Genomic DNA, 12,792 nt, shown 5'->3' with positions numbered 1-12,792 from the left:
TCGCATTGCTTTTTATAAAAAAGCCCCCGGCCGGTTGGTCGGGGGCTTTTTTTGTGCCGGCCTCAGGCCAGGATATCGGCGTACTCGGCGTGGTGCTTTTTCACGAAACTCTTCATGAAGGTGCAGCTGGTTTTCACCTTGAGCTTGTGCTCGCGGGCGAAGGCCAGGGCGGCGCGGGCCAGCTCGTCGGCCATGCCCTGACCGCGCAGGGCCTTGTCAATGAAGGTGTGGGTGAAGTCGATGACGCCCTCGGCGGGGCGGGCGTAGGCCAGCTCGCCATCGTGGCCGTCCTGGCTGATGGTGAATTCCTGGTTTTTGGTATCGTGCTGAATGGGCATGGGGATAGGGATTTGAAGGGATAAAAGCCTCGGCCTATACGCAAAAGTGAACGGCGGCCGCCGATTTGCGTACAGGGATACCAAAGCGGGCCCGGCCCGTTTGGTTTTCAATCCCTTTCATTTTCTTCTGCATGGACACGCCCACTTCCCCCCTCCCGCCCGAAAACGACCACCGTCCTCAGGACCAGCAGGAACGCGCCGCCGCGGCCCGCCTCAACCCCAATGACCCGGCCAAAAACGCCCGACAGCCAAACTACGGCACCTTCGGCCACGCCGATGATGCGGCCTTTGCCACCAACAGTGCCGGCCGCAGCGGTGCCAACGACAACCCCGACGAATTCAGTGAATTATCGGACCGCGAAAGAGAAGCCCAGAATGCCCCCGATAACCCCGAGGACCAGCCTGGCCACGTCACCCAAAACCAGGACCCCGCCGCCGTGCGCGCCGCCCAGCACGCCGACACCGACGAGCAGCGCGCCGCCTGGGCCAAAGACGACCCCCGCTACGCCGGCGGCGGCACCCACAACACCCGTGAGGAACCTGCCGACGCGAACTACCCCACGAAGGATGAATAATTGTTAGTTATCGGTGAGCAATGCTGTTCACTGATAACTGCTCACCGATAATTGATACCGGACCCCATGGCTATTAATCCCAGCAACCCCAGCAGCGAAATCTTCGACCAGCAACCTTCGGAAGACGGTGCCTCCACCCCCATGCTCGACGCGGCCACCTACGGCCAGCAGCTCGATGACAACAACGCCTCGGGCCAGGAAAAAGCCGACGAGATGGACGACTCCCTGCGCTCCGACACCGCGGAGATGCGCGCCGCCAACGGCCCCGCTCCCGCCTCCGACGAGAACCTGCCCAAGGAACTTACCGACCCCAGCGACCGCGCCTTCACCCTGCCCGAAGAGCAGAGTTAAGGCCGGTTCTATCAGGACAGTACTGTCAAAAGCAGGCCTTTTATCAACAGCAAGCCCCGGCACTACACAGTACCGGGGCTTGCTGTTGATAAAAGGCTTTGTCGCCAAAGGGCGTATCCAGCTTTGACAGGACGGATTGCTTCGTTGCGCTCGCAATGGCAGGCAGCTACCACCGCCACCCTACCTGAAGCCCACCGTACCATGCCCGGCCCGGCGCGGGCTGGAAATACCGCCCACCAAAGGCGTTCAGGTCATTGCCCAGGCTGTAGCGCCGGTTGGTGGCATTGTCGAGGCCCGCGTAAATATCGGTTTCGAGACGGCCGAAGCTGCGCCGCCAGCCGCCACGCGCCCCGAACACCCAGTAGCCGGCTGCTTCCTCGGTATTGGCATCGTTGAGCACGATGCGGGCCTGGTGGCTGAGGTTGGGGTTGAAGTAGAAGCCGCGGCGCTCGCTGAAATCAAGCCCCGCGCTCAGCGTGTGCGGCGTGGTGCCGGTGAGGCGGTTGCCGCTCAGGTCGGCCCCGCCGCTGGCGTAGCTGCCGAAGCGGAAGTCGTTGTAGGCGTAGCTGGCCCAGGCACGCAGGCCACGCCCGGTGGTTTGGACGTCATCAGGGGCATTTGGAACCGGTTCTACTTCGCGCCACAGCCAGCCGCTCAGGGCTGCTTCGAGGCCGCGCTGGTGGGTGCTGCCGGTGTTGCGGAAGATGACGGTGCCCTGGTCGGCAGTGCTGCTGACGATGGTTTGGCGCAGCTCCAGGTCAAAGAGGTTGACTTCGTAGGTTAAGTTATTGCCGAAGAAATTACCCCGTGCGCCCACCTCGTAGCTGGTGCCGCGCTCGGCCTGCAAGTCGCCATTCAGGCTGCCATCCGAAGGCCGGATTTCATCCACCGTGGGCGGCGAGAAGCCGGTGCTCACGCTGGCATACACCGACAGCTTGGGGCTGAACTCGCGCAACAGCGCCACGCGCGGCGACACCACGGGCTGGAAATCGCGGCTGAACTGGTAGCCGGTGGGGTTGGTAGCCGCGTCGCTCACCCGTGCGATGCGGTGGCGCAGGCGGTTGTAGCTGGCGGCCACGGTCAGCTGGAAACTGGCCGGCAATTCATAATCGGCCTGGGCGAAGGCGAAACCGGTGGTGGTCGTGATTTCGTCGTCGTAGCGCAGCGCGCCGGGCGTGCCACCCTTGTTCTGGTAGCTGCGCCCATCGGTGAAGCCGGCCTGAAATTCACCGCCGCCTTGCAGCCGCAGCACCCGTCCGGCCAGCGCCGTGCGGTAGCTCAGGGCCGTGCGCCCGCCCAGCCCCACCCCGGTGTTGCTTTCGTAATCGACCAGATACGGCGTGCGAATCACGGTGCCGCTGCCGTAGAACGTGGTTTGCAGCTCCAGCTTATCGGTGAATCGGTACTCGTGCGTGAGCCCCAGCAGCCCCGTGCGCGAGGCATAGAATGCCTGTTGCGCCAGGGTGCCGGGCGCGGCAGCCGTGCCCGGCCGCGCCTGCCGCGGGTCGGCCGCAAACTGGGCGCGGGTAAGGCCCCCGGGCAGCTGGTAGCTGATGTCGGTGTAGAGCAGGTGGGCGGCCAGCGTGGTTTTGGGGCCGGCCACGGTGCGGGCATCGAGGGCGAAAACGTCGCGCTGCAGGGCGCTTTGCTGGCGGTAGCCGTCCAGGCTTTGGTGGGCGTACTGGGCGCGGATGCTGCTAGTGGCGCTGCCCGTTTCGGCCGTGATGGTGCTGCGGCGCAGGCCGTAGCTGCCAACCGTGGCCCCGGCCGCCACCCGGCTCGTGCCCGCCGCCACCGTCGGCGTACCAAACAGCGCCACGCCGCCCGTGCCCGCGCCGTACACGCTGCCGGCCGGCCCCTTCAGCACCTCCAGCCGCCCGATGATGGCGGGGTCGAGCAGGTTGAGCGGCGTGCTCCCGCCGGCTTCGGTGAAGGGAATGCCGTTGTAGTACACCTTCACGTTGCGCACCCCAAACGGCGAGCGCAGCGTGCTGCCCCGAATGCTAAGCCGGTAGCTGGCCGTGGCGCGCTCTTCCAGGCGCACGCCGGGCAGCGTGTTCACCGCCTGCGTGAGGGCCGTGGGGCTGAACTGCTCAATCACGCGGGCATCAATGACGCCCACGGCGGCAGCCGTGCGGCGCAGCGGCAGGCGTTGGCCGTAGCCGGTGATGGTGGCTTCGGGCAGGGCCACGGCGCGGGTGGTATCGGGCTGGATTTGGGCGCGGGCGGGCAGCAGGGGCAGGCCCAGAGACAACAGCAACAAGTAACGGAGAGGCATAAGGGCAAGGCAAACGGCACGACGCAGACCAACGGAGTACGCGAATTGTTGGCGGATGGCAGCTTATTCGTGCAGGTTTTTGCGGTTTGCAGGCCACCCTTCTCACGCTGCTATATGGCTGACGAACTGTAGCACGACCTTTTAGTTCGCGGCCCCATGCTGTACCAATAGCTCGTTCCGGAACGCGGACTAAAAGGTCGCGCTAGGTCCCGGCCTTCCCATTCTTCCCCACCAGCAGCGCGTCAATTTCATCCGCGTCGGGCAGGCCGGGGCGACGCCAGAGTTCTACGCCGTGGTGCATGAGCACGCTGGTGGGCAGCTGAGCCGGCGCAAAGCTGCGTATGATGGCGGGGTAGTTGGCTTCGTCGATTTGCAGCACCCGCACGGCAGGCCCTAGTCGGTTTTGTAGGGTGGCTAGGTCGGCCGCAAAGATGCCCTGGGGCTGTGCCGGCGAGTACTGGGCTGGCGGCAGCATTACCAGCAGCACGGCCACCGGCGGGTGCTCAGACTCAACGGCATGGGAGCCAGTCATGGCAGGAGTGGAAACATGGTGAAAAAGTGTGCGGCAAAACTAGACCGGTCCCCGGGGGCACAAACATGACAGCCGTCAGGCCGGGGCCCTGACATCCGTCAGGACACCTCGCAGGCCGCCATTCCGGTGTTACTTTACCGTATCAATTGCCCGCCATGCCACTCGACTTTTACCGCAACCCGCTCACCGACATCCTGTTTGAGCAGACCAGCAGCTTTGTGGGCCTGTACGACGTGAACGCGGGCTGGTTTACGCGCGTGAACACGGCCGGCTACCGCCAGCTGGGCTACCCCTCGGCCCAGGCCCTCTACGACGACCCGGAGCGCACCCTGCTGCTGCACCGCCTCAGCCCGGCCGAGTGGGAGCAGCTGCGCGATGAAACGCTAGCGGCCGGGCACTACGAGCGGGAAGTGGAAATCCGGCGGCATATGGGCACCCCGTTCTGGGGCTACCTGGAACTCACCAGCTTGGCCCTCGATGGCAAGTTCTACTTCCTCGTGCGCCTCACCGACACCGGCCGCCTGCACGAGGCCGAGCGCAACCTGGCCCAGAGCGTGCGGCGCTTCGAGGCCGTGTTCACCCACGCCACCATCGGCATCATCGTGGCCACGCGGCAGGGAAACATCGTGCTGGCCAACGAAAAATCGTATCAGCTCTTCAACTATCCGGGCGGGGCGCTGGTGGGCCAGCCCATTGAGGAGCTGGTGCCCGATGCCGTGCGCGGCCGCTACGAGCGCCCGGCGGTGCGGGCCATGGGCTCGAACCGGGCGCTGCTGGCCCGCCGCCACGACGGCTCGGTGTTTCCCGTGGAAGTTAGCCTGAGCTATTTTCATCTTGATGAGGAACTGTACGTGGTGGCTTACGTGGTCGACATCAGCTTCAAGCAGGAGGCCGAGCGGGCCCTGCAGGCCGAGCGCCAGCGCGTGGAGCGCCTCAACGCCGAGCTGGAGCAGAAGGTGGCCGACCGCACCCACGCCCTCATGACCACGCTGGCCCAGCTGGAGCACCGCTCCGAAGAGCTGGCCCAGGCCCTGGCCGCCGAGCAGGAGTTGGGCGAGCTCAAGTCGCGCTTCGTGGCCATGGCCTCGCACGAGTTCCGCACGCCGCTCACGGCCGTGCTCACCTCGGCCACGCTGGTGGAGAAGTACCCGGCCGCCGAGCAGCAGCCCCAGCGCCTGCGCCACCTCGACCGCATCCGGGCCTCGGTGAAGCACCTGACCGATATTCTGGAGGAGTTTCTGTCGGTGGGCAAGATTGAGGAAGGGAAGATTGAAGCCCACCCGGCCCGGCTGGCCGTGCCCACCCTGCTGCGCGAAGCCGTGGCCGAAGTGCAAGGCCTGCGCAAGCCCGGCCAGCACATCGAGCTGAGCACCGACGGTCCCGAAACAGTATGGCTCGACGCCTCGCTGCTGCGCAAAGTGCTGGTCAACCTGCTATCGAACGCGCTGAAATACTCGGCCGAAAACACCACCGTCCGGCTCAGCGCCACTGGTCGGCCCGGCCGCCTCATGCTGCTGGTGCAGGACGAGGGCGTGGGCATTTCAGCCGACGACCAGGAGCATTTATTCCAGCGGTTTTACCGGGCCCGCAACGCGACCAATACGCCCGGCACCGGACTGGGCCTCTATATCATCACCAAATACCTGGAGCTGATGGGCGGCAGCATCTCCCTACAGAGCGAGCTGAACGTGGGCACCACCGTCACCATCACCCTGCCCTATGAAAACCATCCTGCTGATTGAGGACAACGACGTCATCCGCGAAAACACGGCCGAGATTCTGCAGCTGGCCGGCTACGCCGTGCACACGGCCGAAAACGGCAAAGTGGGCGTGGAAAAAGCCCTGGCCACCCCGCCCGATTTGGTGGTCTGCGACATCATGATGCCCGTGCTCGACGGCTACGGCGTGCTGCACATCTTCGCCCAGCACCCGCAGCTGGCCGGCGTGCCCTTCATCTTCCTCACCGCCAAAACCGAGCGCGCCGACCTACGCCGCGGCATGGAGCTCGGCGCCGACGACTACCTGACCAAGCCCTTTGAGGAAACCGAGCTACTGAGCGCCATCAGCAGCCGCCTCAACCGCTTCGGCAAGCTCCAGACCGACTACGACCTGCGCGCGCCCGAGGGACTAGACAACTTCCTGGACGATGCCGCCGGCCAGCTCAGCGACCTTACCATCGACCGCCGGCCGCACTCGCTGCGCAAAAAGCAGGAAGTGTACGCCGAAGGCGACGACCCCACGCGGCTGTACTTCGTGAAAACCGGCCGCGTGAAAACCGTGCGCCGCACCCCCGGCGGCAAGGAATTAATCACGGGCGTATATGGCCCCGGCGAGTTCTTCGGCTACCTGCCCTTGCTGGAGCAAGGCCCGCACGCCGACACCGCCCTGGTGTTGGATGACGCTACGCTGCTCTACATTCCGAAGGCTGATTTTATGGCGCTGCTACACCGCAACGCGGCCGTGGGCCAGCAGTTTGTGCGCCTGCTGGCGGGGCGGGTGAGCGAGCGCGAGGAGCAGCTGCTGGGCATGGCCTACGGCTCCATCCGGCGGCGCGTGGCCGACACGCTGCTGCGCCTACACGAGCAGGCCGGGGCCGCGCCGGAGGCCACCATTCAGCTCTCGCGCGACGACATGGCCGCCGTGGTGGGCACCGCGCCGGAGTCGCTTATCCGCACCCTGAGCGAGTTCAGGCAAAGCGGTCTGATTGAGCTAACCAACCAAGGCATTAAACTATTACGACCCGAAAAACTGCGCCAGTCCAACTGGTAAGCCCGCCTAGGCCGGCACCACCGTCAGCCGCACCGTCACCGGCCTCACGAGGATGGAAATCTGGCCGGGTTGCGGGGCCGGCACCGTAGTGGCCACCCAGCCCACGCCCCACGCCGCCGAAACCGTGGACGCCACAAAAACCAGTTGCAAATGGTCGGCAGAAACTTGCATACGCCTGGCAGAGAGCCTTTCCAGACCCTGCAATTAATGAATAAAACGGCCCGGTTTAGCGCGGCCCCAACCCGCCAGCCGACCGTGCGCCAGGGCGCGCAGCCAGCTTCGTGAGTACAGCCCTAAAGCTGGCTCATCCTCCCTCGATATTCCATAACCAGCATCACATCAATAGCTGATTTTTATCACTTTCTCACCCAATGACCATCTGGAGTTGGACGGTGGCGGTAGTAACTCGGCCGGCCACACGGGCCGCTCCTCAGTCGTGCGGGCGGGCCGAGAGCAGCAGCACCGGCACCTTGGTGTAGCGCAGCACATGGTCAATCACGCTGCCGCTGACCAACTTGTGCATCCAGCCGTGGCCCTGGTCAAGCAGCACCAGCAGGTCGGCGTTCAGGTCGTGTACTGCTTGCAGCACGCCCGATGCGGGCAGCTCGCTCCGCACCGGGTGCAGCTCGCTGCCGGGCGTGGTGCCGGCCAGCCCGCACGCCTGGGCCGCCGCGTAGCCGGCCCCGGTACCGGTCGGGGCGCCCGGCTGCTGCACCGTCACGGGCATGATTTCGCACTCCAGGGCATGGAGCACCGGTATTACGGCCGTGGCCGCAGGCTCCAGCACAAAGGCTTGGTCGGCTTCCAGGGCCAGCACTACGCGACGGGGCGGGTGCATGGCGGCATCGGGCAGGTGCTCGGGCACGAGCAGCAGCGGGAAGCCGGTTTGGTGCGCCAGGGGCAGGGTACGGTTGCTCAGCCACTCGTCGATATAGCCAGTGGTGGACGTGAGGCCCGACACCAGCAGCAGCGGGTGGTGCTCGCGCAGGGCGTGCTCGATGGCGCTGGGCCAATCGGCTTCCAGCAGCTCAGCGGTGGCGTGCACGGGGAGGGCATTGGCTACTTGCTGCAGGCTGCGCCGGGTGGCGGGCACGTACTGCTCGTCGAGCACGGGCAGCACCGTGCCGTATTCGGTGGTGATGGGCTGCGGCAGGAAGACGTGTATCAGGTGCAGGTCGGCCTTGAGGGGCGTGGCCAGGGCAGCGGCATACACCCGGGCGCGCTCAGCCGCGAGTGAGAAATCGGTTAAGACGACGAAGTTGGGTTGCATGACGAGGCAAAATAAGATGGCAGAACAAGATGATAATCAACCGAATAATCGCTTAACTCAAATAGCTTAAACTCAAACATCTCAGCTCATGCTGGGCATCCAGTCGGGCAGCTCGGGAGCTTCGGCGGGCAGCAGCAGCACCGGCACGGGCGAGTGGCGCAGCACCTGGGCCGTGACGCTGCGATGGAACAGCCGCCCCAGAAAGCTGCGCGTGCGGGCAACGAGCACCAGCAGGTCGATGCGCGGGCCGTGCAGCGCCTCCACGATGCCGGTGGCCGCGACGGGGTGGTGCGACTCCTGCAACACCAAGGACGTGGTGGGCGGCAGCAGCCGGGAGGCCCGCACATCGGCCAGGGCCATGCGGCTGGACAGGGCCAGCGGCTCGGGGGCGGCCGTGACGTGCACCACCGTGTAGGAGGAGTGCCAGGCCGCCATGAGCGGAGCCAGAGCCTTTGCCGCGGCATTGAGCCTGAAAGGCTCGGCATCGACGGCAATGACCACGCGACGCGGCAGCCGGGGTTCCGGCGCGTCTTCGGGCACCAGCAGCAGGGGCCGGTGGGTGGCCCGCAGCGCGGGCAGGGCACGGTTGTGCAGCAAGTGGTCGAGTAGGGTGTGCTCCTCGCTCAGACCCAGGGCCAGCAGCAGCGGGTGGTGCTGGTGCACGGCCGTGGCCACGGCCTCGGCAAGGGGCTCCTGGGTGATGGTGACGCTGGTGGGCGTGGGCATCTGGTGGCCCAGGGCTTCCAGGGCCTGGGCGGTTTCGGCCTGGCTACTGTAAGCAAGGATGCCGGCCAGGGTGGCCGGCTCGGGGGCCGTTTCCGGGCCCTGGTAGAGGTGCAGCAACTCGAGCCGCGCCTGAAGCGGAGCCCCCAACACGGCCGCCCACCGCGTGGCCTGCGCCGCCGAGTCCGACAGATTGGCGAGTACCAGAACAGATGGATTCATGACCGTGAATCGAAAAGAAATGACGTTTTAAACGTGCTCCACGCCCCTGCCCGCGCTACTCCTCGGCGGGCAGCACCAGCACCGGGATGGGGCTTGCCTGAATGAGCTGGGCCGTGACGCTGCGGTGAAACAGGCCGCCCAGTAGGCTGTGGCGACGGGCTACCACCACCAGGATATCGGCTTCTATGTCAGCAGCCTGCTGCAGCACGCCGCCCACCACGGTGGGCTGCTGCACCCGGTGCACCCGGCTGGCTTCTACCTCCTTCAACATGCCGTGCTTGTAAAGGTCAGCCAACACATCCGGCGCATCCGGCGTGGGTTGTTCGGTGGCGACGTGGACCACGTCGAGCGTGCCGTGGTTGGCCCGGAGCAGGCGCGTGAGCAGGTGCCGGGTTTCGGACAATTGGAAGGGCTGCCCATCCACGGCCAGGAGCATCCGATGGGGCGGGTGAACGTCCCAGCCCACGGTGGGCACCACCAGCAGCGGGTAGGGCGCGTGCCGGAGCAGGTCCATGGCCGTGTTGGTCACGATTTCGGCCGGCATGGTGGCCGAGCCGGGACGGCCCAGCACCAGCAGCAGCGGGTGGTGGCGACGCACCACGTCTTCCACGGCTTCGGGCAGGAATTCCTCCGATATATCGACTTCGGTGGGCACGCCCTGGTCGGCGGCCAGGTGCTCCAGCTGCTTGGCCGTGTGCCGCTCGGTGCCGGTGGTGTGGTGGCCATATTCGGCCGGGGCCAGCAGGCCATCGCGGCGCACGTGCAGCAGCACCAGGTGGGCGTGCAGCGGCATTGCCAGCCCGGCCGCGTACGAAAGAGTCCGGTTAGAAACCGCAAAAAAATCGGTGAGGACGACGAGGGCGGGCGAATGATTCATGGCCAGGTAAAACGCAAGCAGCGCAAGTGAAAAGCAGGTAAAACCAATGGAAAGCCGGCCGCCCCAACGCGCTAAGCCGGATGCCGGGGTTTGGCCTCCAGGTGCCACCCCAGCAGGGTCGGCACGCCAGCAACACTGAAAACAGGAGCAGGCAGTGGTTGCATAGGCAGCAGGTTTCTTGGGGGTGGTAAGGGCTGAGCCAGGCAGAGGGGGCGGCTGTTCAAATTTCGAGAAATTGGCCTCCCCACGCCGTGATGTTAATCGCCTTATAATATGATTTATATCATAAAACCGGACGCTACCGAACCCTGGGCTAGGGCCGCAAACCGAACAGGGCCTGGCGCAGGACTTCGTCGCGGTGGTACACATCGGCCAGAAAGCGGAGCTGGCCGTTTTCGGCGGTGCAGGTGGCGTAGCGCACGTACAGGGGCAGGGGCCGGCTCAGGCGCACATCGCGCGGGCGCGGCATCTCGGCGCACTCGTCTTCGGTGGGCAGCTGCACGGGGCGGCCTTCGCGGCGCAACAGGTAGGCCGCCAGCAGCATAGGATTTTGCACGCGGATGCAGCCGTGGCTAAAGGCGCGGCGGGAGGACTTGAACAGTGCCCGGGCCGGCGTGTCGTGCAGGTAGATGGAGTACGGATTGGCAAAGCGAAACACAATGTTGCCCAAGGCATTGTCGCAGCAGCCCGACTGCCGAATGGTAAAGTCGAAGTTCTCCGGCGTGACGCGGCTCCAGTCGATGTGCCAGGGATTGCGCCCCTGGCCCCGGGCATCGGTGAGGCGGTAGTTGTTGCGGTACAGGTAGCCGGGGTCCTTCTTCAGGCGGGGCAGTATTTCCTGGGTGGCAATGGACTGCGGCACATGCCAGTCGGGGGCCAGCGTGAAATAGCTGAGGCGGCTGCTGAGCGTGGGCGTGGGCGTTTCGGGCTTGCCCACCACCACGCGGTGCCGGCGCTGCACCGAGTCACGGGCAATTACCTGCAGCTCGTAGGCGGGCAGGTTAATGAGGATGTATTCGGCTTCGGCAATGTCGTCCCAGCGCCAGCGCTCCAGGTTCAGGGCGGCTTGCTCGTACTGTGCTCGGTGCCGGGCCGCCGAGTCGGGCTGCACCGGCGCGGCCAGCCACTGCGCCAGGGCCTGCTGCAGCTGGCGGTACTCGCGGTTGGCGGGCTGGCTGGCTTGCAGGGCGGCGGGCACGTTGTGGCCGGCCAGGGCGGCGCGCAGCACCGGGGCCGGCTGCCCGGCCGGCCCGGCCGCTTTCTCCCCGGCCGACACCGTGTAGGGCTGCAGTCGCCCGCGCCGCAAATCGCGCAGGAAGGCCAGCATCGCATCGCTGAGGTACACGTCGAGCCGGGCCTGCTGGGCGGCGGCCGGGTGCCGGGTGTGGCCCAGCGAATCGCGCAAGGCCAGCAATAAGTCCAGGTGGTAGTCGGCGGCGCTCAGGCCGTGCTCGGCGGCGCGGGCCAGCAGGGACAGGGCCGCGCTGGTGTTGAGGCTGTCGGGCGCGGGGCCCCAGGCCGGGGCGTAGTCGGCCCCGTAAAAGTCCCGCACGGTGGCGCCGGCCTGCAGGCCCCGGTGCTCGTCGGCGGCGCGCAGGCTGCCGGCGGCCGTGGTGTCGAGCAGGGCCTGAATGTAGTGGGCCACGGACTCGTTGGGCCGCGGGCTGGCGGGTTTGATAACAGCCGAAGCTGGCTGCTCTTGCCCCCAACCGGGCACGAAGCCCCCTCCCGGGGCAATCAGGGCCAGGCACAGGCAAACCGGCAGGAGGCGGAGGGCAACCATCGGAATCAGCAGACACAATTCTTTATAATAGTAATTAATATATATTACTTAAACAAATCGATGCCAAGCCTTCCGGCCTGAGGCCTGAACTCTATTATAAGGCCAACCTCACCCCGCGGAACATGATAAAAATCAGGCGTTTTTACTAACGAATTATAGCTGACCGGCGTAGCGCAGGCCGGTTCTTTGTTTCGCTCAATTTCACTAGTCCTTTCCCCTCATGACGGCCTCCCTGCTCATTCTCACCGACTTTTTTCAGGCCGCCAACCGAGCCCTGGACTACGCCACCAACCTGGCCCGGCCGCTCAATGCGCGCCTGGTGCTGCTGCACGTACGCCGCGATTCCGCGCTCGACCCGGAAGCCCTCACGGGCAATTTTTCAAACCTGAGCAAAGAAGCCGTGGCGCTGGCCCTGAATAGCGTGGCGCGCAGCCTGCCGGTGCCCGTGGTGGCCGAAGTGGGCTATGGCCGCGTGGATGTGGCCGTGGCCGATGCCGTGGCCCGGCACCACCCCGCCATGATTGTGCTGGGCCGCCCCGACCACTCGGACCTGCCCGACGAGCTGGTGCAAACCACATCGTTGGAGCTGCTGCGGCACAGCTCCTACCCCATGCTGGTGGTGCCGCACCTGGTGGCCAGCACAGCCCCGCCCCGGCGCGTGCTGATGGCCGTGGACGGGGAGCCCTTCAGTCTGGGCGCGCACGCCGGCACCATGCAGGAGCTATTCACAAAACTGAAGGCCGAGGTGACCGTGCTGAACGTCACGGCCGGCCACCACGAGCTAGACCCCGCCGCCCTGGAATCGGTGCGGCAAACCGGGCTTTTGCTCGACCTGCCCCCGGCGCACGCCCGCAGCGTGACCAACGCCAGCCCCACCCGGGGCATTCTGCAGCTGGCCCAGCCCCACGACTTCGATTTGCTGGTTGTCATTGCCCGCGAGCGCAGCTTTTTGGGCAAGCTGTTTCACCGCAGTGTGACGGCCGAACTATTGCTGGACAGCGCCTTGCCGGTGCTGGTGCTGCCAGCTAAGTAAGGAGTGTGGCACCTTCCGAGCACGGGGCGCGTAGTTTGCGG

General features: G+C 65.7%; 13 protein-coding genes. 5 read left to right on the top strand and 8 right to left on the bottom strand.

Annotation, left to right across the window (positions count from 1 at the left end):
- Positions 1–62 precede the first annotated feature (62 nt).
- Positions 63–338, bottom strand: a complete 276-nt coding sequence (locus ACYU7Q_RS16430; protein WP_460610528.1) for a GNAT family N-acetyltransferase — start codon at positions 336–338, stop codon at positions 63–65.
- Between the two features lie 131 nt (positions 339–469).
- Here ACYU7Q_RS16430 and ACYU7Q_RS16425 point away from each other — a divergent pair, with 131 nt between their 5' ends.
- Both ACYU7Q_RS16425 and ACYU7Q_RS16420 read left to right on the top strand, forming a co-directional pair.
- Positions 470–913 carry a hypothetical protein gene (locus ACYU7Q_RS16425; RefSeq protein WP_460610527.1) on the top strand — a complete coding sequence of 148 codons (444 nt, stop codon included), beginning with the start codon at positions 470–472 and terminating at the stop codon, positions 911–913.
- 66 nt (positions 914–979) lie between these two features.
- Positions 980–1,264, top strand: a complete 285-nt coding sequence (locus ACYU7Q_RS16420; RefSeq protein ID WP_460610526.1) for a hypothetical protein — start codon at positions 980–982, stop codon at positions 1,262–1,264.
- Between the two features lie 166 nt (positions 1,265–1,430).
- On the opposite strand, the gene ACYU7Q_RS16415 is transcribed toward ACYU7Q_RS16420, so the two are convergent.
- The gene (locus ACYU7Q_RS16415; protein ID WP_460610525.1) at positions 1,431–3,542 is read right to left on the bottom strand and encodes a TonB-dependent receptor family protein; all 2,112 of its coding nucleotides are present in this window, start codon (positions 3,540–3,542) and stop codon (positions 1,431–1,433) included.
- 202 nt (positions 3,543–3,744) lie between these two features.
- Positions 3,745–4,074 carry a thioredoxin gene (locus ACYU7Q_RS16410; RefSeq protein ID WP_460610524.1) on the bottom strand — a complete coding sequence of 110 codons (330 nt, stop codon included), beginning with the start codon at positions 4,072–4,074 and terminating at the stop codon, positions 3,745–3,747.
- 155 nt (positions 4,075–4,229) lie between these two features.
- Here ACYU7Q_RS16410 and ACYU7Q_RS16405 point away from each other — a divergent pair, with 155 nt between their 5' ends.
- Together ACYU7Q_RS16405 and ACYU7Q_RS16400 are read left to right on the top strand one after the other, a co-directional pair.
- Positions 4,230–5,816, top strand: a complete 1,587-nt coding sequence (locus ACYU7Q_RS16405) for a sensor histidine kinase (RefSeq protein ID WP_460610523.1) — start codon at positions 4,230–4,232, stop codon at positions 5,814–5,816.
- Positions 5,794–6,843 carry a response regulator gene (locus tag ACYU7Q_RS16400; protein WP_460610522.1) on the top strand — a complete coding sequence of 350 codons (1,050 nt, stop codon included), beginning with the start codon at positions 5,794–5,796 and terminating at the stop codon, positions 6,841–6,843. Before ACYU7Q_RS16405 ends, ACYU7Q_RS16400 begins: the two co-directional genes overlap by 23 nt.
- 6 nt (positions 6,844–6,849) lie before the next feature.
- Here ACYU7Q_RS16400 and ACYU7Q_RS16395 read toward each other — a convergent pair whose 3' ends face one another.
- The 5 genes from ACYU7Q_RS16395 to ACYU7Q_RS16375 all read right to left on the bottom strand — a co-directional run bounded on the left by ACYU7Q_RS16395 (position 6,850) and on the right by ACYU7Q_RS16375 (position 11,718).
- Complete coding sequence (locus ACYU7Q_RS16395; protein WP_460610521.1) at positions 6,850–7,014, bottom strand: hypothetical protein; 165 nt, start codon at positions 7,012–7,014, stop codon at positions 6,850–6,852.
- A gap of 259 nt (positions 7,015–7,273) precedes the next feature.
- On the bottom strand, positions 7,274–8,113 hold the full coding sequence (locus ACYU7Q_RS16390; RefSeq protein WP_460610520.1) for a universal stress protein: 840 nt from the start codon (positions 8,111–8,113) through the stop codon (positions 7,274–7,276).
- 81 nt (positions 8,114–8,194) lie between these two features.
- Positions 8,195–9,058, bottom strand: coding sequence for a universal stress protein (locus tag ACYU7Q_RS16385; protein WP_460610519.1), 864 nt, complete (start codon positions 9,056–9,058; stop codon positions 8,195–8,197).
- Positions 9,059–9,113: 55 nt separating this feature from the next.
- Positions 9,114–9,935: a universal stress protein gene (locus tag ACYU7Q_RS16380; RefSeq protein WP_460610518.1), complete on the bottom strand. Its 822-nt coding sequence runs from the start codon at positions 9,933–9,935 to the stop codon at positions 9,114–9,116.
- Between the two features lie 313 nt (positions 9,936–10,248).
- Positions 10,249–11,718 carry a L,D-transpeptidase scaffold domain-containing protein gene (locus tag ACYU7Q_RS16375; protein ID WP_460610517.1) on the bottom strand — a complete coding sequence of 490 codons (1,470 nt, stop codon included), beginning with the start codon at positions 11,716–11,718 and terminating at the stop codon, positions 10,249–10,251.
- A 220-nt stretch (positions 11,719–11,938) separates the two neighbouring features.
- On the opposite strand from ACYU7Q_RS16375, the gene ACYU7Q_RS16370 reads away from it, so the two are divergent.
- Positions 11,939–12,751, top strand: coding sequence for a universal stress protein (locus tag ACYU7Q_RS16370; protein WP_460610516.1), 813 nt, complete (start codon positions 11,939–11,941; stop codon positions 12,749–12,751).
- The last annotated feature ends 41 nt before the right edge of the window (positions 12,752–12,792 follow it).

It is taken from the genome of Hymenobacter terrigena (assembly GCF_054776515.1).
The sequence above is the reverse complement of the archived record's forward strand: the minus strand, read 5'-3'. Positions and strand labels throughout refer to the sequence as shown.

Excerpts from the sequence above, each read along its gene's own strand:
- ACYU7Q_RS16370 (WP_460610516.1), top strand. The coding sequence starts at position 11,939 with ATGACGGCCTCCCTGCTCATTCTCACCGACTTTTTTCAGGCCGCCAAC.
- ACYU7Q_RS16375 (WP_460610517.1), bottom strand. The coding sequence starts at position 11,718 with ATGGTTGCCCTCCGCCTCCTGCCGGTTTGCCTGTGCCTGGCCCTGATT.
- ACYU7Q_RS16390 (WP_460610520.1), bottom strand. The coding sequence starts at position 8,113 with ATGCAACCCAACTTCGTCGTCTTAACCGATTTCTCACTCGCGGCTGAG.
- ACYU7Q_RS16420 (WP_460610526.1), top strand. The coding sequence starts at position 980 with ATGGCTATTAATCCCAGCAACCCCAGCAGCGAAATCTTCGACCAGCAA.
- ACYU7Q_RS16405 (WP_460610523.1), top strand. The coding sequence starts at position 4,230 with ATGCCACTCGACTTTTACCGCAACCCGCTCACCGACATCCTGTTTGAG.
- ACYU7Q_RS16430 (WP_460610528.1), bottom strand. The coding sequence starts at position 338 with ATGCCCATTCAGCACGATACCAAAAACCAGGAATTCACCATCAGCCAG.
- ACYU7Q_RS16410 (WP_460610524.1), bottom strand. The coding sequence starts at position 4,074 with ATGACTGGCTCCCATGCCGTTGAGTCTGAGCACCCGCCGGTGGCCGTG.
- ACYU7Q_RS16380 (WP_460610518.1), bottom strand. The coding sequence starts at position 9,935 with ATGAATCATTCGCCCGCCCTCGTCGTCCTCACCGATTTTTTTGCGGTT.
- ACYU7Q_RS16395 (WP_460610521.1), bottom strand. The coding sequence starts at position 7,014 with ATGCAAGTTTCTGCCGACCATTTGCAACTGGTTTTTGTGGCGTCCACG.
- ACYU7Q_RS16385 (WP_460610519.1), bottom strand. The coding sequence starts at position 9,058 with ATGAATCCATCTGTTCTGGTACTCGCCAATCTGTCGGACTCGGCGGCG.
- ACYU7Q_RS16425 (WP_460610527.1), top strand. The coding sequence starts at position 470 with ATGGACACGCCCACTTCCCCCCTCCCGCCCGAAAACGACCACCGTCCT.
- ACYU7Q_RS16415 (WP_460610525.1), bottom strand. The coding sequence starts at position 3,542 with ATGCCTCTCCGTTACTTGTTGCTGTTGTCTCTGGGCCTGCCCCTGCTG.
- ACYU7Q_RS16400 (WP_460610522.1), top strand. The coding sequence starts at position 5,794 with ATGAAAACCATCCTGCTGATTGAGGACAACGACGTCATCCGCGAAAAC.